Raw genomic sequence first — 23,983 nt, 5'->3', positions numbered from 1 at the left:
TGGCGAACAGTGTAAGAAGCTTTTGTTACAATTTTATAACAGGATAACGGCGGGATTGGGGCGTCCCTGCCCCGGATAACGAGGTGGAACGCTTAGAACTCGTAGCCCACCGAGACCTTAAAGGTTCGCGGTTCGCCCTGAGTGATGTAGGTACCGGAATCGTCCACGCTGGCCCAGTAGTTTTCATTGGTCACGTTGTCGATGCCTGCGCGCACGGTCATCTGGTTTGCATTGTGGTTTAACGCGAAGCGGTAGCGCATGCCCAGATCCAGCGTGGTATAGCTGTCCAGCTTTTTGCTGTTCGCGAGATCGGCATACTGCGTGCCCGAGTGGTTCACGCGTGCGGTGGCGGTCAGGCCGTCAACTGGCTTGATGTCGTACTCTGCCCCCAGCACGGCATAGAAGTTCGGCACGCCAATCGCATCGTTGCCTTGATTCACGCCGTTTTTGGTTTTGGCCAGCTCGGCCTGCAGCCAGGTGGCGCTGGCGTTCAGGCGCATCCCGAGCATGGGCTCGCCAAAAACGTTGAGCTCTACGCCACGGTTACGCTGTTCAGCGTCCAGGCCGTAGTGATTGTCATCGTCGAGGATCGCCGATGGCATTTTGATCTCAAACAGCGCCAGAGAGCCGCCCACGCGACCAAAGTCTGCCTTCAAGCCGATTTCATTCTGTTTAGAGTGAACAATACCGGTGCTTTGACCGTAGTTGGTAGCGGTGTCCGGCGCGGTTTTTCCCGGCTGCAGCGCTTCGGTGTGGTTGGCGTAAAGGGAAATCTGCTCCCACGGTTTATAAACCACGCCGTAGGTTGGCATCCAGCGGCTACCGTCGAAGCCGTCCGCGTCGTTTTCTGCACCGGTAATTTTGTTATACCCGCGGATGACCACTTTCTGATGACGCGCCCCCGCGGTGAACAGCAGCTTGTCGTCCAGGACGCCCAGCGTATCGCTCAGCAGCCAGCCCTGAGTACGGGTGCGCCCGCTGGTTAGCGGATCGCTGTATTTGCCACCTGATCCATTGAAGTTGGAGCTGTCCGGCATATCAACGCCGGTGTTGTGGTAGATGTTGGTGGTCGGGTTATCCTTCGTCGCCGACATTTTCCACGCGATTTTTTCGTTTTTGGTCGTCGCCGAATACCCCACGTTCACCTTGTGCGACACAAAGCCGGTAGTGAAATTCCCGCGAATGCCCGCCATGCCGCTAACGGAATCGCTAATGCGGTTAGTATCCAGACGGCTGACCGTGGCTTTGCCGCTTTTGTCCAACAGCTTCGGCGCGCTGTAGATCCCTTCTTCGTGCGCGTGCTGCGCGCCCAGGCCGGTATAGGCGGTCCAGTTATCGGTGATGTTGTATTCGCTGCGCCACATCCCAAATTCGTTTTCGATGTTGCTGTAGGCCCACTTCTGGGAGAAGTTACGATCGTTTTTCGGCGGTTCAGGCACTAAATCCACCGCCGAGATGTTGACGCTGGTCGGGCTGCCGTGGAAGGTTTTCTTTTGATAGCCCAGATCCAGCGAGGTGCGGACGTTGTCGCCGTTGTAATCAAGACCGGTGGAGAGCAGCGTGGTGCGGCGACGGTCGTTTGGTACGCCGGTTTCCCCTTCACGGTGGACCAGGTTCACGCGCGCGCCGAACTGGTCGCTGTCACCAAAGCGACGGCCTGCATCCAGCGTGGTGCCAAACTGCGAATCTGAGGTGTAATCCACGCCCACTTTTGCCTGCGGGGTATCGCCCGCATGTTTCGGCTCAAGATTGATCATCCCGCCCACGCCAGAGCTTGCCGCGCCGTTCATCAGCGCGTTGGCGCCTTTGAAGATCTCAATGCGGTCAACCATCTGCGCATCCACCACCTGACGCGGCAGTACGCCGGACAGCCCGCCAAACGTCATGTCGTCGCCGTCAAACTTCAGGCCACGAATGCGGTAGGTCTCCGCGCTGTTACCGTATCCCTGAACGTACTGCACGCCCGCATCGTTGGCGACCACGTCAGCGATGGTTTTCGCCTGCTGATCTTCCACCAGCTTCGAGGTGTAGCTGATGATGTTGAACGGCACGTCCATGGCGTTCTGCTGGCCCAGCATCCCCATGCGCCCGCCGTTCGCCACCTGCCCGTCAAGAAAGGCCGGTACCAGCTGGTCGCCGCCGGGTTTAAAGTCGCTGGCAGGTGCAGCCTGCACAACTAGCGTATCTTCTTTTTTATCATCCACCGCCTGGACGGAATGTGTCACCGCCCCAATGGCGAGCGCCAGCAGCGTTCTGTGTATTTTGGTGTTGTCCATCGTTAACTCATTTGAAAGTGCGCGAAAAAATGACCCGTTGTCGGGCCTTAGAATGTATTAACAGCAATGCAAATGAGAACTATACGCATTATCTATGCATTGGCAAGCGTCACGCGTTCATGAAGGGAGGTAATGAGGACGATGGGGAACAACCACCCCGTTTTGGGGTGGTTACGATTATAAAACGCGCGCAGTGCCCGTCACATCAATGCGTACCGCCGCGCCCGGGTGCCAGCCCGGCTGACTGACGGTCCTGAGGATAACGGGCTGTTCATGCCCCGCTAATCCCAGCGTCAGCGTAGACAGCTGACCGGTGAAGTCGACATCAAGAATGGAGACCGGGCTTTCATGAGGCGCACATGCCGTCACGCGCAATTGTTCAGGACGCATCATTACCCGGCCCTCTCCTGCTGCATGCGGATTGTCCGTCGGCACCTCGCCCAGTGCACACACGGCGTAACCGCCAGCGAGCTGAGCAGGCAGGATCACGGCATCGCCAAGAAACAGCGCCGTCTCTTCGTCAACGGGACGGGTATAGACGTCATAAGGCGTTCCCACCTGCGTGAAGCGGCCAGAACGCATCACGGCAACCTGCGTGGCAAAAGACAACGCTTCGTTCTGATCGTGGGTGACCAGAATTGAGGCCACGCCCGCTTCCGCCAGCAGATCGGCCGTTGCTTTACGCGTCATGGCGCGCAAGCCGGTATCCAGCGCCGAGAACGGTTCATCCAGCAGCATCAGCGAAGGACGCTGGGCCAGCGCACGGGCAAGCGCCACGCGCTGCTGCTGTCCGCCGGAAATCTCATGGGGCCAGTGCGTCGCGAGCTGCCTGTCGAGCGAGACCATCTCCATCAGCACCTCAACGCGCTGGCGCTTCTCGTGGCGGGTACCGTCCAGCCCCCAGGCAATGTTATCTGCCACGTTGAGATGGGGGAACAGAGCGCCCTCCTGGGGCACAAAACCGATCCCGCGCAGGTGAGCAGGAACAATATGATTTTCATCAAACAGCGTTTTTCCCTGCATGACAATGCGGCCGGTATCCGGCGTCTCAAACCCGGCGAGAATACGCAGCAGCGTGGTTTTCCCCGACCCGGAGGGGCCGACAATCGCCGTGCGGCTCCCCGGCGCAACGCTCAGGTTTAAGCTGTCGAGCACCTGCACGTCCGAAAACGATTTTGAAATGGCGGTTAATTCAAGCATGTCATAGCCCTGCAATTTTTTTCGACTGCATATAGAGAATGGCGGTCAGCGGGAGTGAAATCAGGATCATCAGCATCGCGTAGGGCGCGGCGGCCACATAATCAATTTCACTGGTCAGCGCCCAGAATCCGGTGGAGAGCGTGCGGGTTCCCAGCGGCGAGAGCAGCAGCGTGGCGGTCAATTCGTTGCTGACGCCAAGGAATACCAGCGCGGCGCCTGCCGCAGCGCCCGGTGCGGCCAGCCGCAGGGTAACGCTCCAGAGCGCTTTCGCAGGCGTGCTGCCCAGGCTGCGCGCCACGTTTTCCAGCTCCACCGGCGCCTGGGCAATCCCTGCCCGCAGGTTAATGAGTGCGCGGGGCATAAACATCAGCAGATAGGCCAGGAACAGGGTGATTTCCGTCTGATAAATGGGGCGAGCGTAATGAATAGTGACCGTGACCAGCGCCAGCGCGGTGACAATGCCCGGCAGCGAACTGGTGATATAGATGCACCCTTCCAGCATCCGGAAAATACGGTGCGGGTAGCGGATCCCAAGCCACGCGATGGGGATCACGCAGGCCGTCGTCAGGAGCGCTCCGCCCACGCCAAGCATCAGCGTTTGACGCAGGGAGTGCCAGAGATCGGCGTTCATCCAGTTTTGCACGCCGCCGAGCCAAATCCAGCGGCACAGGACAAGTAACGGCACGCCCAGCGCCAGAATGACCAGCGCGAGGAAAAACAGCTGTCCCAGCACAGCCGCCGCAGGCTTCAGCGGCCAGCGTTTCTGTTCACGTGCCGCGCCAGCGCCAATGCGTGCATAGCGCGCTTTCCCGCGCGTCACGCCTTCCAGCACTAAGATCGCCAGGCAGCATAAGGCCAATACGCCCGCCAGCATGTTCGCTGCCGGGCCGCTGAAGGTGGACTGAAACTGGTCATAGATGGCCGTTGTGAAGGTATCAAAACGGATCATCACGTACAGACCGTATTCCGCCAGCAGGTGCAGCGCCACCAGCAGCGCGCCGCCGCAGATAGCCAGTTTTAGCTGCGGCAGCACCACGCGGAAAAAGACCCGCCACGGCGGGGTGCCGAGCGAGGCGGCCACATCTTCCAGCGTTGGGTCAAGACGACGCAGCACCGCCGCAACCGGCATATAAATAAACGGATAGTAAGCTAAAACGGAGAGGAACACGCCCGCGGAAAGGCCATGCATCGAGGGAACCACGCTCACCCAGGCATAGCTTTGCACAAACGCGGGGATCGCCAGTGGGGCGACCGCCAGCGCGGACCAGATCCCTCGCCCGGCAAGCTGCGTGCGCTCCGTGAGCCAGGCGATCGCCACGCCTATCACGATACACAGCGGTACCGCTAGCGCCGTCAGCCACAGCGTGTTACTGAGCAGTTCAGCAACACGTGGGCGAAATACCAGCGCCCTAATCGTTTCCCAGCCCGTCTCAACGCCTATGGCAATGATAAAACCCAGGGGCAGAAGTGCCAGTAAAGAAAAAAGGACAGCTAACGCTACCATCGGCAGTGCAGGACGCCTGCGGCCAGGCTCCCGCACGCTGTTTTTGCCGAGGTCGAGACTCAGACCAGACATAATACCTTCACTTCACTCTCAGGATCACAGCAGACCGGCTTGCGTCATCAGCTCGATAACTTTTTTACTGTTGAGCGTTGAAGGTTCAACTTTCGGTGCATCCAGATCGTTCAGCGGGACCAGTTTCGGGTTAGAGGCCGCGTTCACGCCCACCGCATATTCAAAGGCATTGTTGGTGCGCAGGCTTTCCTGGCCCTCTTTACCGGTAATGTATTTGATGAACGCCTGGGCCTGCGCTTTGTGTTTACTGGACGCCAGCACGCCACCACCGGAAAGGCTGACGAACGCGCCCGGATCCTGGTGTTTGAAGTAGTAGAGTTTGGTGTTTTTGCTGTTCTCACCCGTTTTGGACTGATCGACAAAACGGTAGTAGTGATAAATCACCCCGCCATCAATCTGGCCGGCGTTGACGGCTTTCATCACGGTGCTGTTGCCTTTATAGGCCACGAAATTAGCTTTCATCGCCTTCAGCCATTCCAGCGTGGCTTTTTCGCCTTTAAGCGCCAGCATTGCGCTCACGATGGCCTGGAAATCCGCGCCTGACGGTGATGCAGCCCAGCGGCCTTTCCACTCGGATTTGGCCAGATCCATCAGTGACTTAGGTAGCTGCTCTTCGCTCAGTTTTGCCGGGTTATAGACGAATACGGTGCTGCGGGCGGCAATGCCGATCCAGCGGCCATGCGCCGGGCGGTACTCTGCCGGTACCTGCTTCAGGGTGTCTGCATCCAGCGGGGCAAACAGGTTGGCGTTATCCACCAGTACCATGGACGGCGAGTTTTCCGTCAGAAATACGTCTGCAGGTGATGCGCTGCCTTCCTGAACCAGCTGGTTACCCAGCTCGCTGTCATCGCCGTTACGCAGCGTGACCTTAATGCCGGTCTCTTTGGTAAAGCCGTCAACCCACGACTTCACCAGGTTTTCATGCTGCGCGTTGTATACCACAATGCCTTCGCTGTTATCGGCGGCAACGGATTGTGTGGAAAGGAAAAGCGATGATGACAACAAGGCAAGCGAGAAGCAGGACAGCAGGCGAGAATTCATGAACATATCCTTAATAGAGCAACGGGAATAATGACGCATAGCGTTGTGGGACAGGATTAAAGCATACAAAAACGCTAATGATAATTAGTATCAATCCAGTTTAAGCGTAAAAGTGTAAAATTTCTTTATTGCGGGGAGTGAAGTGATAAAAATCCAGATTTAAAAAACGGATTAATTAAAGATTAAGAAAACCTTAAGACAACACACTACAAAATATCATTAGCCTTCTATTTATTACGTCGTTATTTATCTGACAATTTAAGAATAAAAAACGTTCACCACTTCCGCCGTGAAAATATGATTCCCTTCATAGCGTTGTCCTTATTATTACCTCAGGTAATTTTTACCGGCAGCGTCTCCAGCGTTCTCAGAATCAGGCTTCGCGTCGACCATTTAGCCTCACCGTCGAGAGAGAGTGTCCCGCGCTCGCATAAAGCCATGGCAAGGGTTTCAGCCTGACACTGCGCCAGCAGTTGTCCAATACACTGGTGCACACCTGCGCCAAATCCCAGCTGACGTTGGGCATTCTTGCGGCCAGGAATAAAACGCCACGCCTCTTCAAATACGCTTTCATCGCGATTTGCAGAACCAAGGCATACTAAGATGTTATCCCCTGCTTTAAGTTCGCGTCCCAGAAATTGCACGGGAGCCACTACCTTTCGCCTGCCCATCTGCAACGGAGACTCAAAGCGCATGGTTTCACTGACGACATCTTTCATCCGCAGCGTGTTATTTCTGACGCACGCCTGTAATTCTGGATGTTGTGCCAGCATATACACCAGGTTTCCGGTTAACGCTTCGCTGGTTTCACTCCCGCCGATAAGCATAGTGACGCAGTCTGTGCTAAACCGAGTTGCAAGCGCATCCCGATCGCCGCCATATCCTTTCAGGAGGCTGCGATAAAAAAGCGAGTCGTAACCCTGGCTGTGTGCCTGCGCGAGTTGGCGAAAACTGTCATCCAGACGGGAAAGCGCCACGATCAGCCGCTGTAAGCCCTCTCGATCAATTGCGCTGGGGTCCAGCAATAGCCTGATGGCGTTTTTCTCTTGTTCAACTACCTCCTGCTGCGCTTCCGGCAGGTTGAGCCAGGCGGTGAACAGCTTCCCCCAGAGCGGGGCAGCAATCTGGCGAATGCCGTCAAACGTGCCGATGGTGGTTAACTCTGCCACCAACGTATGTGACTCGTCAGAAATCAGCTGGGTTAACGCAGCCCAGGATTCGCCGGTAAACAGAGCCTGCAGCGCCTGACGGTGCGCGCGATGCACATTCCCGTCTTCAAACAGCACAATGCCGTAGAGAAGATCGCGTATGGGGGGCTAGAGGCTGAAGCACTCTTTTTCCATTTCGCTATGCACATCTTCAGGTATACCCGAGGAGACGAATGCTCGCTCTTTAAGCGTCTGATAAACATCCTGATAGCGGGTAAGCACCCACGTTTTGCCGATTCGCGCTACAGGCTGGTGGTTTCGCATGTGGTGGTAGACGTTATGAAGATTTTCCTGAAAGACAGGTGAGGCAGGATTAAACCGAAGTGCTTTTTCAACATATGCCACGGGTGAGCCCTCATCGCAGGATTAATCACCTTTCAGTAAAGCAGGGATATGTTGCAGTTCAAATATAGAAAAAAGGGGGGATCATTGGCACGCCCTGTAGGATTCTAGCCTACTACATATGGTTTAGAAGAACGCACGGTTCGATTTAACTCAATGTTATATAATTATCTTTGCTGCATTCGCGCCGTTTTTTTGTCATTAAGTGTCGTTACATGTTTCTGCGTTGCGTTATGGTTCATCAATGCATGACACATTTATTAAACAGAGGGTACACAGTATGCCTCATGGCATAGCTGTGTAATTTGATTCCTGCATCACCGGGTAACCTTCAAACTCACCTGTTCGTGTATCGTTGGTGAGATACGTTATCACTCCGAATACCCCATCCAGACTCGTTCCGTCATCGTGAACCGGAATCTCATCACGTCTACCCGCCTGCAAATCCTCCAGGTGCGGTTTTGGCGATTTGCGGTATCGCTTTATCCTCAACTCACCTGCCATGCTTTGTACCAACAATGATCCGTCGCACACTCAATGAGATATCCACTTCCAGAACAACTCCGCTCAAGCCTCCTTCGCAGTGATGCGTTGCACCAGCTCTCATCAGATATGCCGATGACGATCTGGTTATGATGCGCTTGTCGAACGACATGCGCTTCTCTGCATAGTCTTGCGCTGGCGGTGGAAGCCCCATGATACGCCTCCAATAATTACTGGATGCATGAACAGAATGAATGATTGATGCAGTTGAGCAAGCGTTGAGATGAGAGGAATCCCCAAGTCATGCTAGATTCAAAAAAATTTAGTTTTTAAGCTCCACCTTAATCGATGTCACCAACTAGACAGCAAGAAAACGCCATGACCGTCGATTTCAGACTCTCTCAATGCTAGACTCTTCGCCATTCTAAAGTTCAAATGACTTTGAAGTGACATGGCGAATAATAGATTAATAGTTGATATTATAAAGGTATATAAATAATGGACGTCACTTACACAATTAGCATGGCGCTTTTTAGCCTTATTATTGCGCTTTTAATTTTCAGTCTCCCTGTTTTCAGGTTTATTGATGAAGAAACCGAAGCGGTTCGTTCCAATAGTCTTGATGGCATGCGGTTTTTATTGGCATCATTTGTTATTCTCCATCATCTTGATTGTTTGCATTCTTATATTACAAAGGGCATGTGGTCACCAAGTTCTTTATGGCTCACATACATGGGTAAATACGGCGTTGCGCTTTTTTTCATGACTACGGCATATCTCTTTTGGGGAAAGGTGAGAAATAAGGAAACCGTAGACTGGGTAGACCTTTATAAGAAGAGATTTTTAAGAATCGTTCCGCTAGCAACTGCATGCTCTTTTGCTGGATTGGTTTTGTTGTTTTCATTAACAGATCATGACCCTATTACATTGGATACAGTTTCAAAAACAATGTCATGGTTCGATGGTGGCCTCTGGAATAGCAAGCCTAATGTGACTGACTTTAATAAATCATGGATGGCACTGGCTGGTGTAACGTGGACGTTGAGGTGGGAATGGATGTTCTACTTTTCACTGCCTTTACTTTTTATTCTTAAAAAGTGGTCTATGGAGTTAACCATAGTCCTTTTTGCGTTTTCTGTATATTTATTGCCTGGCTTTACAAGAGATGCATATCTATGGTCATATTTTTTCGCCGGGATGCTTTGCAGGGAACTTAAGGACAAAATAATTATCTCCAGACTGCATGCAAACATACTTTTAGTGGCTACAGTTCTGATTACTGGCTTTGCACAGCCAGACCTGTTCAGGTCTCCGGAAAAGTTTTTTTTATGCGTAATATTTTTCTCTGTAATCTCCGGTGCCGACATATTCGGGTTACTGGCAACTAAGGCTGCAAAGAGACTTGGTGCTGTTAGCTATAGCCTGTACTTAACCCAGGGATTGATACTTTTCCCTTTAAGTCAAGTAATTAGTAAGGATGATGTTTCGCATACTGACTACAAGGTCATCACATTATTTGTTTCAGCATACATATCAATTTGCCTGCTATCCTCTTTGACCTACCATTTTGTGGAGAGGCCATTCATCAAATCGAAAAAAGCATCATTATACAAAACTAATACTGCTTCATAATTTATGGCGACCTGATGCGGTCGCCTTTTTTATTCTCTCGTAATGCCAAACTCGCTCTATCTGCAGACATTGCCATATTGACAGCCCAACCTTTGACGTTCCAAATAACCGGTAGTTGCCATCAATCCCGCATAGAAGATCGATAGTTAACCCCCTGTTCCTGATACTCCATGACTGGTGAGGAAAAGCCCCTTCAGAAAAACCTCACCATGTTATGCATGATCCAGTAACTGTTATCGCTTTAGTCTGTTGTCTTATCGGCCAAGTCGGGAGAGGGGGTAACGCTCTATCCAAGACTTAGCTCCGCTGCAGGTAAAATGCCAGTTGAACTCCCGTAACTGTTCAATGACGCGGTCTGAACTCAAGTAACTATGGGTGAGATGAATGCGCGCAACGAAAGAGGTGCTCACCTCTGCTGTGCGTGGCATGAATATCATACAAACAACTGTATCCATACACAGCCTCACTAAATAATAGGGTCGATCATGCTTCGCAGTGGTGTTAAAATCCTCGCCTTTCAGAATTAACTGATTTCTAAAATGGTAAAACTGTTTACTCGCTATGTTTCAGTGGGCGTGGTCAACACTGCTCTTCACTGGTTGTGTTTCGGTGCGCTTATGCATTTCCTCGATGCTAACCAGACCGTTGCGAACGTCGTTGCTTTCTGTATTGCGGTAACTTTCAGTTTTTTTGCGAATGCAAAATGGACGTTCAAGGCTCAGGCCACTTCTGCGCGTTACATCGCGTTCATCGTTTTCATGGGCGTTATGGCTGGCGTGACAGGATATATCGCGGATTTAATCGGCGCTCCACCTGTCGTTACCCTTGTCGCCTTTTCCGGATTCAGTCTTGTAGCCGGTTTTTTATACTCACGGTTCATTGTCTTTAGGGATGCGAAATGAAAATTTCTCTGGTCGTTCCTGTATTTAATGAAGAGGAAGCAATTCCGATCTTCTATAAAACAGTGCGCGAATTTGAAGATCTGCAACAACACGAAGTCGAGATAGTCTTTATCAATGACGGCAGTAAAGACGCCACAGAATCAATCATAAACGCGCTTGCTGTAGCTGACCCGCTTGTAATACCACTTTCCTTCACCCGCAACTTTGGAAAAGAGCCTGCGTTATTTGCGGGTCTTGACCATGCGACCGGTGACGCGATTATCCCGATTGACGTGGACTTGCAAGACCCGATTGAGGTTATTCCATACCTGATAGAGAAATGGCAAGCAGGGGCAGATATGGTTTTGGCTAAGAGAACAGACCGCTCTGCGGATGGACGACTCAAGCGCAAGACTGCTGAATGGTTCTATAAACTGCACAACAAAATAAGCAATCCGCAGATCGAGGAAAACGTTGGCGACTACCGTCTGATGTCTCGAGATGTAGTTGAAAACATTAAGCAAATGCAAGAACGCAATCTTTTCATGAAAGGCATTTTGAGCTGGGTTGGCGGCCGCACTGATGTTGTTGAATATGCTCGTGCTGAACGTGTTGCTGGGGATTCTAAGTTCAATGGTTGGAAGCTGTGGAATCTTGCATTGGAGGGTATAACCAGTTTCTCAACTTTCCCTCTGCGCATGTGGACTTACATTGGTTTATTCGTTGCTGGTATGGCCTTCATCTATGGCGCATGTATGATCGTCGACACGTTAGCATTCGGCAATCCGGTTCGCGGCTATCCATCAATGCTGGTTTCAATACTTTTCCTGGGCGGAATTCAGTTGATAGGTATAGGCGTACTTGGCGAGTATATCGGCAGGATATATGTTGAAGTTAAGGGAAGACCTCGTTACATCATCAAAAACGAACTTAAGGATAATCGGAAGGACGATAAATGATTAGTCATGCTTTGGAAAAAAAAACTCATTTTGAATGGATGCTATTCACATTTGTTTTCGCTGTAGTGGCTGTGTTTTTTACGGTTATCCATCCGGTGACAATCATCTCAGGTGATGAGTGGATTAACCTTTCTTCCGGTAGGCAGGCATATCCGCAATGGGGAGGTTTTAATCCGATTAAGGTTGTGCCTGAAGTAGCTTTCCCTCTCTTTGGTAACATAGCCTCATCGCTCCTAATGCCACTTGGATTTACTTTCCTTGAAGCTATTGCCTATTTTACAGCGATGTTAGTTGCAATTCTTGTTGTGGCGTTCCTTTATCAATTCTACCTTATGATGAGAGAGGCTGTAGGCCTGTCAACATATACAAGCTCAGCGATGGTGATATTCTATTTACTGTGCATGTTTGGCCTATTCAGAACTCTTAACAATAATAACAGCCCATACCTGTTATGGGAGCAAAACCTTACTTGTTATTATCACTACATTATCCCAGCGCTTATAAACGGAACTCTAGCACTTTACGTTTTGCGAATGTCGCCCTCATTAAAGTCTTTCTTTTACGAAAAAGCTATATTTTCTGGGATATTGATATTTGCCATTTATCTGTGTGTGTTTTCGAATATATTCGCTAGTATTGTGCTTGCTGTCATGTGCGGAGTTATACTTCTGCTGAAACTTATTAACAACAGATTCAAAATTGTTGAGACAGTTAAGGCTTACCCTTTCCACTGTATCACTTTGATAATGTGGGTCATTTCTGCTGTGTTTGAAATGAACGGAGGAAGAGCAGATCGCATGTCAAAAGATCACCTAGATATTTCAGGTACGGTCAACTCGTTTTACTCACTACTTAAACTAATAGACCGAACATTTTTCGTTGTTCTGGCTGTTGGATTGGTTTGCGGCGTAGTGTTCTTGCTGAGAAAAAAATCATGTGAAGGGAAACGATATGCTTTCTGTGTATCAGTAATTACTGGAGCTATTACCACATTAGCCCTTATTTTGGTGTGCGCAAAAGCTAGCGCAAACTACGCGACTCGACCAGTAGCAATGTGGGGTACATTTATGTACTTAATAGTGGCAGCTAGCATAGGACTTGGATACATCATCGATCGCTTTGAGGCTGTTCAATATATTGTCCCAATAATTTTACTGTGCTTGGTTAATAAGGCTACAGATCAATCACATTCTTTGCGCGAGTCTCACAATGGAAACATTCCTTTCTCCGTGGCAAATGCAATTGGACAAGATATGATTGATCAGATTCAGAGAGCTGTTGAAAGCAATCAGAGGACGATGACATTGCATGTCCCTAAGGGTGACAATAATGATAACTGGCCTTTCCCCGTGACCAGAGGAAAAGCAATCTCTGAGACGCTGAAGTCAAATGGATTAATACCTCGTAATATCGAGATAAAAATCCAACCTGACAGAGAAATGAACGCTAAATATGGTATGCCGATCTGATAACTCCCCCTCCTATGAGGGGGATATTAATGCTTTATCTACAATGGTGATAGTAAAAAGCTCAAGGTAGGTATTAGTTCACCCCAAGCTATCAACGCGGCACTAAAAATTTGACTCCGGTAATACGCAAAATGCCAGTGGACGACAATAGCGCCTAGCGCATTGGCTGGATAAAGCGGGCATTGAGGACTTGCGATTTCACGATCTGCGGCATACCTGGGCGAGCGGGTTAATTCAGCCCAGCGTGCCGCTGTCCTTTTTCAGGAAATGGGGGGCTGGGGGTCGATCGAAATGGTCCCTCGAAATGCCCACCTTGCACCTAACCATTTATGCGAACATGCACGGAAAATAGCTGCCAATTTTAGCGACCATGACACAAATACGACACAAGGAGAAAATCAGGCTGGCTCGAAACTGGCTTAGCTTACTAATATCGAATGGCACGCCCTGTAGGATTCGAACCTACGACCTACGGCTTAGAAGGCCGTTGCTCTATCCAACTGAGCTAAGGGCGCACTGAGAAGAGTGAACTTCGCGGCGGTGAAACGCGAAGAATTATACGGTCAATGGCAGGTGAGTCAATGCCTTTTCCGCTTTCAGAGGCAATTACCGCTAGCCGATTGTAAATACGGCTATTTTCTCAACATTTCTCGCTGTTTCACCTTAAAATTTAGCGCTGCGAAAAGGCTTAGTTGCATTTAAGTAACGCCTGCTGTTTTCCTGAACGTCAGCTCGTCACACTAGAGCGAGGTATCCCGGCCGCCTGGAGGCTGACAGACAACAGGACAATGGAGTGACAGCGCAAAACCCGTTCGATACGCCCCCCCGATTACAGTCTATTTCTCAGGACATCGTCGGCATCAAACTGGAGCCTATCGTCGCCCTCAACGCCCGGCGCCGGGTCGGCGTGGAGGTCCTGAGCGTCTTGTCCGACACCGAGCATAGCGAGGACTTCTTCCGCCATCAGTCGGCAGACGCCTCTTTGACGCTGCTTGAAGCGCAGCTGGCCGCATTAAAAAATACCCCGCATGGCAATAATCTTTTTATTAATCTGCCGATAACCGTGTTGACAGCACCTGCGCCTTTTGCGCGGCTCATCAATATGAAAACCGCGCCGCTGAATATTGAGATTGTCGACCTCCCTCTCTTTCTGGCGTTCTCCGCCGCACAGAAGCAGAGCGTCGTTAACAACCTGCGGCAACTTCAGGAACGGGGACACACTATCTGGCTGGATGATATCGACGAAACTATCATTCAGCCGTTTTTATTTTGTCGATTACCGTTGAACGGCATCAAAATCGATAAGAACGCATTCTGGCGTTTACGCGCCACACCTGCACTGAGGAAACTGGTTTCACTTTGCTTTCAGCTGGCCGGAAGCGTACTCATCGAAGGTATTGAGACTGAACGCGATCGTATCTGGGCACTGCAGGCAGGTGCCGATCTCGGCCAGGGATATTACTGGCCGTCCTGGACATGGCCGGAGGATTAACACGCCATTTCCAGGAGGGAGGCCATGCGAATGACAGTGCGCCGTTACCGGCGGCGGCGTACAGGAAGTGATGCACTGGGATTTACGCACTCACCTTTTGCCCCCCCCTTTTTCGACCGACTCGAGTTTTTGAGCCAGTCCATCAACCAGCCCCGAAAAACCGATGCCCCGTTTATCATCCTGGTAACGGAGGACAATTTTTTGCGCTCCGGTTTTCTCAATGGGCAGTTTCCGCTAAGCAGCTGTTGCGACTTCACTTCGCTGGACGATGCGCTGGGTGCGCAGAGCCAATGGCCCTCGGCCCGTCTGGTAGTGGATATTGAAAGCCGTTCCACGGGGCTGATTGATCAGCTGGATCAGTTAAGAAGACATAGCCTGTATCCCCCCTTCCTGACGCCGTGGCTGCTGATCCGGGCTGATAATTATGACGCACGTCTCTTCTGCAAAGCGGCAGGTCCTTTTCATGTGCTCGAACGTCAGATGAACGCAGCAGGGCTTCAGCACAGCCTGATGGAACCCCGCCCCCTTCAGGGCTCCGATAGAGACTGGTTCTCGCGCAACGAATGGCCCATTTTGCAGGAGCTTGCCCGTGGCAAGACGTTACGACAGATTGCCCTTCTGCAGAATCGTCCCTATAGCCGCATTATCTATCGCCTCAGCTGCATCCTGATGAAGCTCGGGCTGAGCCATCGCCAGGAATTGTTACACCTTCTTAATAACCTCTCAGACTGCTCGTTTTAACTTACGTCCTAACCCCTTATTTCCTAAAGCGCTTTAAGAATTTACTTACCCATTATGTTAATTTAATGTTAAATATTAACAATAAAGTCGATTTTATAACTATTCCTAATTTATGGCCTTGAACCATGTGAAATGTCACAGATTGAATCAACTGCAGCACTTTCCTCCATCCGTTAAGTGAATGCAGAAGGCGTTAACGAGATGATAATGATGTAAAAACAAGCAGCTTCCCTTTACGCACCAGGAGCGGGAAGCGAAGCTGGCAGCACGTTCTCCTGTACGATCCTGGAGCGACGTTGATATCGCTTAAGGACTTTCAGATGAAGGTCTGAGGCCCTGAGAGGGCACTTTTTCGCCTCCTCTTCTCAAGATCCTGCCTGAAATCGAGACGCCATTTCATTAACATTTTTGCAACATAAAGAGACATCTGTTATTTTTTGTTATTACATAAAGATGAAAAGATGCGGTAAATGGGATACCAGGATAATTCCGCTAAATTTAAAAAGGAGGCCATTCAGATCCAGAAGATAATACAAACCAATAAGCGGAACGTAATTTACAGGGTTTTCGGAAAAAACTTACCCTGTATAATAAGATGCGTATCAAAATTGAATAAGAAAAACCTTTTTGCCAACACCAGCCAAATGAGACGACCGCGCTGAGGCAGAGTTCTTTTCATTACGTAAACAGGGATGCTTTCGCTCTTTCCAGGGAAATACTACGGTATAGGGATCTGCTCATTATATCCTTCCGGCATTTCGAGAGTTTTACAAAACTCTACATAACGCTTTTAACAATCTGAGGCATTAAAAATGAAACCGGCATCCGTTATCATTATGGACGAACATCCTATCGTCAGAATGTCGATAGAAGTCCTGCTACAGAAAAATAAGAATATCATCGTCAAGCTTAAGTCTGGCGATAGCCATGAAGTTCTTGACTGCATCCGCAATCACCCTATCGATTTGGTGATCCTTGACATTGAACTTACGGGCACAGATGCCTTTGCTTTACTTAAGAGAATCAAAAACTTAAATAAAGACATTAAGGTTCTTTTCTTATCATCTAAATCAGAACTGTTTTACGCCGGACGTGCCATACGCGCCGGGGCCAACGGCTTTGTCAGTAAACGAAAAGATTTGGGTGAGATCTACAACGCCGTAGAGATGATCCTGATGGGCTATTCTTTTTTCCCGTCGGAGACGCTGAATTTTATAAACCATATGGGGTCGGGAAAGGGAGAGCTGGCAGATATGCCGTTATCGAATCGCGAGGTTACGGTATTACGTTATCTGGCGAATGGGCTGTCCAATAAGGAAATTGCGGAGCAATTGCTATTAAGCAACAAGACCATTAGTGCGCACAAATCCAATATTTATTCCAAGCTGGGGGTGCAAAGCATCGTGGAATTAATTGATTACGCTAAAGCACACGAACTGCTATAACCTGAATTCACTCCCTGCAGTTTATCTGAGCTGCAGGGAGTGCGGTCAGTGCTAATTATAATTAATCATGAAGGTCGCATCAGCATCAGCCTTTCCGGGCTGAGGGTTATCGGCAGTAGCAATATAATTGGCATAAAATGACAGTGTCGCATTCCCCTGCGCATCGACCGTGACCGGCTGGCTGGCCTGCTGGAGATCCAGACGCGATTTATCCGCATCCCTGATCTCGACGGCGACGCGGCTTGCCGTGCTGGCGTCGTTCAGTGCCAGCAACCCGTTGTTGCTCCCGTCAGCTTTACCGGAAAACGTAATGGACGCGGCCCCTGGCGGACAGCCGGTCAGTTTCAGCGTAAAAGGCATGGGCTGCGTGCGGCTCCCGGTAGTGCTGAGCTGCTTCGTGGGCCAGGTGCCCAGCGTGACGGTTTTGTCACTGTCGTTCCCCTCGGCCACGCAGGTAAAATCAACGATATTGCCGTAGAGCTGAATGTTAATTTCGCCCAACGCGGTTTCCGCCTGAGCCTGTGTGCAAAGCGCAAAGATCGCTACGGTGATAAAACGGATCCCGTTTAGCATATCGGCTCCTTAGTCGTAATCCACACGCAAATACCCGCGCGAGGTAAAGCGCCCTTCTGCGGGCTTATTGCCCGTCACGCTCACTGGCCAGACCCGGATCCCCACCTGCGCCTGCGCGCTGTCGTCCAGACGGAACGGAATTTTGCTCGTCAGGTTGTTAGGCGTTAACGGCGTACCACTCTCGTTGGCAATGATGAACCCCACATCCGGGTTATCCGATACCAGTGCATTACTGGAGACCTTTTCAGCCTCAACGCGCATCGTCAGCATGGCATTCGCCTCTACGTTAGTGCATTTAATCGCGATGGTTTTACTCTGCGATGAAACCCCTTCCGGCTTGTTACCCGCGCCCGCTTTGCTGAACAAGGAGGCGCCAATGTCCCCGAAATCAAACTCAACCACATTACCGGCATTGATTGCGCAGCTTTGCGGTACCTGAATGGTTCCGCTGTAGCTGATGGTATAGACCGGTGTGGTTAACGGGTCAGAGGCGGTCGTAGTCACGTAAACACGGAACATCGTGGCACGCGGGATCACCACCATGTTGATAAAACGCCGGGTCACCTTAAGACGGAAAACCAGGTTGGAATCCTTAACGCCAAACGGTTTGTTTTTTGAGACGTTCGGATGGCTCCCCATCTGGATATAGTTTTGCGGGGGGTAAAACTCGCCAGCATAGCTGTCCGTGATTTTCATGGCCCCATCCAGATAGTCGTTAAGCTTCAGATACTGGTAGCGATCGCTGGTCCCGGTGATCGGGTAATCCGTGACGTAGCTGCGTCTGGTGGTATTGCCGGTCGTGCCCTTCGGGCAGACGGCATTCACCCCCACCCATTGCGATTTTTCGCTGAGGGTCACAATCTGACCCACCTGGTTATTCGAGCTGTTGAATTTATCCGTCAGGTCGTAGTACACCTCTGTCGGAACGCCATTTTCGTTGACGCACACGGTCGCCAGTGCGTCTGACGCGGGCAGTAAAGCCAGAAGTGATAAAGCAAAAATGTGGATTTTAATCACAGCGGATCCCCTTAAGTGTGATTGCCTGTTGCAGGCTCTTTTCAGGCAAGCTGTAAGGCGCACGGCACTGGGACTGTGCCCCGTTCCCCCACTGGATCAGCAGTTCGCCTTCGAGCGGCAGCCCACTCAGGTAAATTTGCCCGTCATCCCCCACCATGCTGGTCACGCCACTCTGGGTTTCACGCACCACGGCGCCGAACGGCACGGGCTGGTTACCACGTGTGACGGTCAGCAGGGCACGCACGCCAATACGGGTGTCAAAGCTGGCGCGCACCAGTGCGCCTTTGGTCGGCACCACGCTGCTCACGTTATTTTCGATATCGGTGTTGTTGCTCATGGTATTGGTATCCAGCGCCACGCGGTTATAGCGATAGACGGTGGCATACGGCATCACCGCATAGCCGCGCCAGTCGGTCTTCACGCCGGTCTGGTTTTCCACGCTGACGCCTGATGCCCCCGGGGCTTTGATCAGCACGTTGGTGTCGCCCAGCGGCTGGCTAAAGGTCACGCCATCAGCATGGCCGACCACCCCGCCGGAGAGCTGCCAGTTGAAATCGTGCTGATCGCGGGAATAGTTGTAGCCCACCCCCAGCGTGCCGTAGGTTGCCTGCCAGTTGGCGCTGGCGCTTCCGCTTGAGCCGTTGGTGCTGGCGTGTCCCTGGGTCACGCTGTAGTTCAGGTTGCGGTCCTCCAGCAGCGTGCCGCTGACGCCGGTTTGCCAGCTGGTATCACCCTCACTGTTTCGGCTGGCGGATGCCGTGGCGTAGGCGCGGTCAATCGCGCTGTCCCGGCGATAGCCCTGACGGGTAAACAAGCTAAACGGCACGGAGACGTTGAACGACGCGATCCGGTCAGTCCCGTCGATCCCGACGGATTTGTTCCACGACCACGAGACGGAATAGTTGATCCCCTTCACGCCCCCCGCGTAACCCAGCTGATACCAGAGGTTCGTTTCGTCCGTCCCCCAGTAGGTTTGCTCACTCCCGGAAATATAGACCGAGCCGTAATCCCCCAGTGACTGAGAGACGTTGAGCTGAAAGCGGCCTTTTTTGTTCCACGTCAGGTTGTGATAACTCTGTACGTCAGGCACATCGTTACCGTCCTGATTATCGGCATACTGATAGCCTTCCATTGAGCGCCAGGCGACATCATCCAGGGTGTAAAACCCTTTGGTGGAGTAGCGGTAGCCCAGCAGCTGGAAGTTGGTGCCGAAGCCGTTGAGCGATTTGGCATAAAGAAAACGCAGCGACTGCCCTTCGTGCTTACTGTCGTCCGCGAGCTGGCTGCGGGCATGAGTGATATCGACCGATACCGCGCCCCAGTCACCGAGGTTTTTCCCGGCCCCGACGGCCAGCGCGGTATAGCGTGACGCCAGCTGCGTACCGCCATACAGGGTAAAGCCGTTGGCAAGACCGGTCACCAGGGTGCCCTGGGTGAAGAACGGCGTATCCTGGTCGCTGTTACCGCTGCGATAGTCCCCCGCCACGAGATCGTATTTCCAGCGCCCTTCTCGCTGCAGCAGCGGGACGGTGGAATACGGCACAATGTAGCGCTGCTGGCTGCCGTCTTTCTCTTCCACCGTCACCTCCAGGTCACCGCTTGAGGAGGTCGGGTTAAGATCGGTGATGGCAAAGGCACCAGGCTGAACGTAGCTTTGATAGATAACGTAGCCGTTTTGACGCACCACGACTTTGGCTGGCGTCCTGGCAATACCGCGCACGGTTGGGGCGTAGCCCTGCAGGCTATCCGGGTACATGCTGTCGGACGAGTAAAGTCGTCCGCCGCGAAAACCGACGCTGTCGAAAACATCATTCCCGGTATTGCTGTCGCCCAGCACCAGTTCGCTTTTGAGCGGGATAACGGTGCGCTGCGCCCAGGTGCCAATATTCTCCCACTCACTGTGCCGCTGCCCGTTATTCTGGGTGTAACGCCATGCGCCGTTGTTACGTAAACGCCAGGCACCATAGTTCAGCCCGCTCTGCAGGTTGAGATAGTAGCTGTCGTCTTCGCTTCCCCGGTTGCCCGTGAAGCTGTAGTTCACCAGGGCGGCGGGAATACCTTCATCCCACTGTTCGGGCGGGATGTAGCCGCGCGCACTGTTTTGCATCGCCACCTGCGGCAGGCTGACGTTCAGACGCTGTGAGGCAAAGTTAAATACCGTTTCGCTGCCGGGAATGGCCGTGGTCAACGGAACGCAGGTTTCGCCCTGCACGTTAGCCAGTTCGGGAAACGCCGCAACGTTGACGCCAAAGCGATCGAGCATCGCGCGCGTAATGCACGGGGTCAGACCGCCCGCCACCGGTGGCGTGTTCTCAGCCTGCTCAAAACGCACGTCCTGAGTGCCGATAAACTCATCGTTACGCCAGATATCCACGCGATAAACGCCGGGTGCCTGCTGGTGTCCTTGTTCAAAACGCGACAAATCCGCCACGCTGGCAGTATCGTCAGACAAGAAGGCCGGGTTGAAGTAGCTTTCGCTCCAGCCAGCCTGGGGCCAGAGCGCGGCCATCAGCGCCAGCGCAACCGGGCAGTAACGTCCCTGATGGTTTTTCATCGCCCTGTCTCTGCTCACAGGTTGACGCTACGCGCCGGTGTAATGGCACCGTAGTCGTTCACGCTCTGCCATGAGAGCGTACCGCTGGCACCGGCTGGCAGCACCTGCTGAGCCGAGTTTTTCGGTGCCACCATCAGGTTCTCCAGCGTCTGACCGCCCAGCTTCAGGTTGACCAGGGTGATGTAGTAAGGAGACGCATTGCTGACCTTGAGATGGTTACCAACGCGCTCAAAACGCAGTTGAGAGAGTGCCTCTTCTGGCTGCATCGCCAGATTATTCGGGCGTACAAACAGTTTGATACGCGAAAGGATTGCCAGCTGCAGCACGTTATTGTTTTCTGTTTTTGCTTTGTTCACTGACGGGATCGCCTTCACGTTCATGTAAAAGAGCGACTCGCGATCGGCGGGCAGCGCTGGTCCGGCGTAAATAATACGCAGCGTGTTTTCACTGTCCGGCTCGCTAACAAACAGCGGCGGCGTGACGGCAAAGGTTTTCTCCTTCTGCCCGTTTGCATTTTCGATCCACGCGTTAATTAAATAGCGTTCTTGTTTATTGCTGTTGGTGATCGCCAGCGACGTTTGCTTTGCATCCGCCGGGTAAATAACGCGTGTGGCCCCCAGCGCAATACCGCCGGAAGCATTCGCGCAAGTAGAAACCATCATTAAAATAAACGATAACATCAGTCCTGGTTTAATTAGCATATTCATCAAAACCGTACCTTTAATAATGTGTTCGCAGGTGTTATGGATAAATCAACGTAAACCAGATATCCGACTGAATATTGCCTGGCACGAGGTGTTCGGAAATAGCGCGATAGCGGGCGCTAAAATGAAATGCGAGCTCGCTGGTATTCACCGGCAACCAGCTGACGGCCGTTGCATTTGGGATAATCTGACGTTGCTGTTCATCAAAAAGCGCCAGTCCCACGCCGCTGCTGACAGGTGTTTCGCCTGGCCGCGATGTCGCCAGAAAAACCTGCGGATCTTCCTCTGGTGTAACACCCTGAAACTGGATCCCTACGGTGCGCGAGACATCCACGCTGCAATCCAGCAGTCGCACGGTGAAGGGCACGTTAACCGTTGAGAAACTGCCCACACCGGAAAATGAATTGGTTCGGTACTGCCCCATGTCGATGCGCATATTCTGGCTGTCGGGTGCCACGGCGCAGCCGCCGTTTACCAGCTCCCCGCGAAGATGCACTTTGCCACCGTCGATCACCACGGTATGTGCCGATGCCGGGCCAGCCATCGCAAGGGTTAACAGCAGTAGTGTTCCAGTCCTTGTCATCCTTCATTCCTGGCATTTGCGTATGACGGCCTCATCCCTGAGGCCTGAACATCCTTGTGCGAGGGAATTATTCGTATTTCATTACGAAGGTGGCGTCAGCGTTCGCCTGGCCAGGCTCAGTGGTCGCAGCCGTTGATTTATAACGCGCGGTGAATTTCAGGGTGTTAGTCCCTTCAATCAGCGTCTGAGCGGCCGAGAAGGTCGCACCGTCTGGGGTCAGCACGCTGGATTTGCTGTCGAGGATCTCGATACCCACGCCTTTTGCGGTGTTGTCGTTGTTACCGGACGTCACGGCCAGCAGGGTTTTGTCGGTTGGGTCGATCTGACCGGTGAAGGCAACCGCAGCGGTTTTAGCGACCAGCGGATCGCAGTCATTCAGCTCAATGTTGAATGGAATATTAGAGGTGGTGTCGCCCACTTTGGTGAATTTCGCGGTACGATACTGACCGAGATTAACGGTCTGCTCGGAAGAATCAGTATTTACTGAACAAGCAGCATTAACCAGTTCACCTTTAAAATGCACGGTACCGCCATTTACGGTTACCGGCGTGGCTGGATCTTCAGCATGAGCGGCACCCGCGACCAGGGCCAGTGTAGCAATAACAGTAGAAGCAATGTTGCTGAGTTTCATGTCTATTCCTTTAAAATGTAAATAACCCTTCCCGCGAAAATCGGGAATAAGAAATACGTTCAATTGATTAATTGAAAGCTTATTTCGGAGGAGACAAAGTAGCGCAGGAATAGGTTTTTAAATATGTCAAAACGCTGCCATTTCGCCAGGTCACATCCTAATACTGCCTAAGAAATTGACCACCCACTAAGAAGGGTTTTTGCGTCTCGCTGATAAAAACGCGTAAAGGGTGACTGACAGCGGCGCTCGCTTCTGACAAAATACAGGCAATCCCCCCTTTCAAACGTTACAGACGGAATCATCTCTCTGATGGCAGCAAAGATAATTGACGGTAAAACGATTGCGCAGCAGGTGCGCTCTGAGGTCGCGGAAAAAGTGAAGGCACGTAAAGTTGCCGGAAAACGCGCTCCCGGGCTCGCCGTTGTGCTGGTTGGTAGCAACCCGGCATCGCAGATTTATGTCGGTAGCAAGCGCAAAGCGTGTGAAGAGGTGGGGTTCGTCTCCCGCTCTTACGATTTGCCTGAAACCACCAGCGAAGCGGAACTGCTGGAACTGATTGACACCCTGAACGCCGATAAAGAGATCGACGGTATTCTGGTTCAATTGCCGCTGCCAGCAGGCATCGACAACGTGAAGGTGCTGGAGCGTATCGCTCCGGATAAAGACGTTGACGGTTTCCATCCGTACAACGTGGGTCGTCTGTGCCAGCGCGCGCCGCGTCTGCGCCCATGTACCCCGCGAGGTATCGTGACGCTGCTGGAGCGCTATAACATCGACACTTACGGTCTTAACGCCGTTGTCATCGGTGCGTCCAACATCGTGGGCCGCCCGATGAGCATGGAGCTGCTGCTGGCTGGCTGCACGACCACCGTGACCCACCGCTTCACCAAAAACCTGCGTCACCACGTCGAGAACGCCGATCTGCTGATCGTGGCGGTTGGCAAGCCGGGCTTTATTCCTGGAGAGTGGATCAAAGAAGGCGCAATTGTCGTGGACGTCGGTATTAACCGTCTGGAAAACGGCAAAGTGGTCGGCGACGTGGTATATGAAGATGCGGCGGCACGCGCCTCTTACATCACGCCAGTACCGGGCGGCGTAGGCCCAATGACCGTAGCAACACTGATTCAGAATACGTTGCAGGCATGCGAAGAGTATCACGACGTAGAGGACGCGTAA

The 23,983-nt window shown here is 51.9% G+C and carries 20 protein-coding genes, 1 tRNA gene and 2 pseudogenes; 9 read left to right on the top strand and 14 right to left on the bottom strand.

Translation table 11 applies throughout. The annotated features are described in order from the left end of the window. Window positions 1-92 precede the first annotated feature (92 nt). The 7 genes and pseudogenes from G0034_RS05430 to G0034_RS23280 form a co-directional block, all read right to left on the bottom strand. Window positions 93-2,276 (bottom strand): TonB-dependent receptor, encoded by a 2,184-nt coding sequence (locus G0034_RS05430; protein ID WP_179120587.1) that lies wholly within the window; start codon window positions 2,274-2,276, stop codon window positions 93-95. Window positions 2,277-2,453: 177 nt separating this feature from the next. Beyond that, the gene (locus G0034_RS05425) at window positions 2,454-3,476 is read right to left on the bottom strand and encodes an ABC transporter ATP-binding protein (protein ID WP_179120586.1); all 1,023 of its coding nucleotides are present in this window, start codon (window positions 3,474-3,476) and stop codon (window positions 2,454-2,456) included. 1 nt (window position 3,477) lies between these two features. Then, window positions 3,478-5,052, bottom strand: a complete 1,575-nt coding sequence (locus tag G0034_RS05420; protein WP_048997086.1) for an ABC transporter permease — start codon at window positions 5,050-5,052, stop codon at window positions 3,478-3,480. Window positions 5,053-5,076: 24 nt separating this feature from the next. Beyond that, entirely contained in the window at window positions 5,077-6,093 is a 1,017-nt protein-coding gene (locus G0034_RS05415) for an iron ABC transporter substrate-binding protein (RefSeq protein ID WP_179120585.1), read from the bottom strand. A gap of 332 nt (window positions 6,094-6,425) precedes the next feature. Then, window positions 6,426-7,358 carry a cytochrome P450 gene (locus G0034_RS05410; protein ID WP_286079235.1) on the bottom strand — a complete coding sequence of 311 codons (933 nt, stop codon included), beginning with the start codon at window positions 7,356-7,358 and terminating at the stop codon, window positions 6,426-6,428. Between the two features lie 51 nt (window positions 7,359-7,409). Next, complete coding sequence (locus G0034_RS23285) at window positions 7,410-7,646, bottom strand: hypothetical protein (RefSeq protein ID WP_286079234.1); 237 nt, start codon at window positions 7,644-7,646, stop codon at window positions 7,410-7,412. Window positions 7,647-7,928: 282 nt separating this feature from the next. Next, window positions 7,929-8,340, bottom strand: a pseudogene (locus tag G0034_RS23280) (HumD family translesion DNA polymerase). Between the two features lie 284 nt (window positions 8,341-8,624). On the opposite strand from G0034_RS23280, the gene G0034_RS05405 reads away from it, so the two are divergent. The 5 genes and pseudogenes from G0034_RS05405 to G0034_RS05385 form a co-directional block, all read left to right on the top strand. After that, entirely contained in the window at window positions 8,625-9,758 is a 1,134-nt protein-coding gene (locus G0034_RS05405; RefSeq protein WP_023336847.1) for an acyltransferase family protein, read from the top strand. A gap of 539 nt (window positions 9,759-10,297) precedes the next feature. Then, a complete protein-coding gene (locus G0034_RS05400) occupies window positions 10,298-10,660 on the top strand; it encodes a GtrA family protein (protein ID WP_014882854.1) in 363 nt (120 codons plus the stop codon). Further along, complete coding sequence (locus G0034_RS05395; protein ID WP_014882853.1) at window positions 10,657-11,598, top strand: glycosyltransferase family 2 protein; 942 nt, start codon at window positions 10,657-10,659, stop codon at window positions 11,596-11,598. The genes G0034_RS05400 and G0034_RS05395 overlap by 4 nt, the downstream gene beginning before the upstream one ends. Continuing rightward, on the top strand, window positions 11,595-13,067 hold the full coding sequence (locus tag G0034_RS05390) for a hypothetical protein (RefSeq protein ID WP_014882852.1): 1,473 nt from the start codon (window positions 11,595-11,597) through the stop codon (window positions 13,065-13,067). The genes G0034_RS05395 and G0034_RS05390 overlap by 4 nt, the downstream gene beginning before the upstream one ends. Window positions 13,068-13,165: 98 nt before the next feature. Continuing rightward, window positions 13,166-13,490, top strand: a pseudogene (locus G0034_RS05385) (tyrosine-type recombinase/integrase); the annotation flags it as partial. 15 nt (window positions 13,491-13,505) lie between these two features. Here the strand turns inward: G0034_RS05385 and G0034_RS05380 are convergent. After that, window positions 13,506-13,582 (bottom strand) — tRNA-Arg (locus G0034_RS05380). A gap of 278 nt (window positions 13,583-13,860) precedes the next feature. Between G0034_RS05380 and G0034_RS05375 the strand changes: the two genes are divergently transcribed. From G0034_RS05375 to fimZ, 3 genes are all read left to right on the top strand, one after another. Beyond that, entirely contained in the window at window positions 13,861-14,559 is a 699-nt protein-coding gene (locus tag G0034_RS05375) for an EAL domain-containing protein (RefSeq protein WP_014882851.1), read from the top strand. A gap of 24 nt (window positions 14,560-14,583) precedes the next feature. Further along, on the top strand, window positions 14,584-15,300 hold the full coding sequence (locus tag G0034_RS05370) for a helix-turn-helix transcriptional regulator (RefSeq protein WP_014882850.1): 717 nt from the start codon (window positions 14,584-14,586) through the stop codon (window positions 15,298-15,300). A gap of 812 nt (window positions 15,301-16,112) precedes the next feature. Then, window positions 16,113-16,745: a fimbria biosynthesis transcriptional regulator FimZ gene (gene fimZ, locus G0034_RS05365; protein WP_014882848.1), complete on the top strand. Its 633-nt coding sequence runs from the start codon at window positions 16,113-16,115 to the stop codon at window positions 16,743-16,745. Window positions 16,746-16,796: 51 nt separating this feature from the next. On the opposite strand, the gene sfmF is transcribed toward fimZ, so the two are convergent. From sfmF to fimA, 6 genes are all read right to left on the bottom strand, one after another. After that, the gene (sfmF, locus tag G0034_RS05360) at window positions 16,797-17,318 is read right to left on the bottom strand and encodes a fimbria assembly protein (protein WP_179120584.1); all 522 of its coding nucleotides are present in this window, start codon (window positions 17,316-17,318) and stop codon (window positions 16,797-16,799) included. A gap of 9 nt (window positions 17,319-17,327) precedes the next feature. Then, window positions 17,328-18,335: a type 1 fimbria D-mannose specific adhesin FimH gene (gene fimH, locus G0034_RS05355; protein ID WP_014882846.1), complete on the bottom strand. Its 1,008-nt coding sequence runs from the start codon at window positions 18,333-18,335 to the stop codon at window positions 17,328-17,330. Then, the gene (locus tag G0034_RS05350; RefSeq protein WP_179120583.1) at window positions 18,328-20,889 is read right to left on the bottom strand and encodes a fimbrial biogenesis usher protein; all 2,562 of its coding nucleotides are present in this window, start codon (window positions 20,887-20,889) and stop codon (window positions 18,328-18,330) included. The genes fimH and G0034_RS05350 overlap by 8 nt, the downstream gene beginning before the upstream one ends. Window positions 20,890-20,903: 14 nt before the next feature. Next, window positions 20,904-21,596, bottom strand: coding sequence for a type 1 fimbria chaperone FimC (fimC, locus tag G0034_RS05345; RefSeq protein ID WP_014882844.1), 693 nt, complete (start codon window positions 21,594-21,596; stop codon window positions 20,904-20,906). Window positions 21,597-21,630: 34 nt separating this feature from the next. Beyond that, window positions 21,631-22,176, bottom strand: coding sequence for a type 1 fimbrial protein subunit FimI (gene fimI, locus G0034_RS05340; protein ID WP_179120582.1), 546 nt, complete (start codon window positions 22,174-22,176; stop codon window positions 21,631-21,633). 67 nt (window positions 22,177-22,243) lie between these two features. Further along, window positions 22,244-22,807 carry a type 1 fimbrial major subunit FimA gene (gene fimA, locus G0034_RS05335; RefSeq protein WP_014882842.1) on the bottom strand — a complete coding sequence of 188 codons (564 nt, stop codon included), beginning with the start codon at window positions 22,805-22,807 and terminating at the stop codon, window positions 22,244-22,246. A 309-nt stretch (window positions 22,808-23,116) separates the two neighbouring features. On the opposite strand from fimA, the gene folD reads away from it, so the two are divergent. Then, window positions 23,117-23,983 carry a bifunctional methylenetetrahydrofolate dehydrogenase/methenyltetrahydrofolate cyclohydrolase FolD gene (gene folD, locus G0034_RS05330; protein ID WP_014882841.1) on the top strand — a complete coding sequence of 289 codons (867 nt, stop codon included), beginning with the start codon at window positions 23,117-23,119 and terminating at the stop codon, window positions 23,981-23,983.

Source organism: Enterobacter sp. T2 (assembly GCF_010692925.1).
Taxonomy (GTDB): domain Bacteria; phylum Pseudomonadota; class Gammaproteobacteria; order Enterobacterales; family Enterobacteriaceae; genus Enterobacter; species Enterobacter kobei.
The sequence above is the reverse complement of the archived record's forward strand: the minus strand, read 5'-3'. Positions and strand labels throughout refer to the sequence as shown.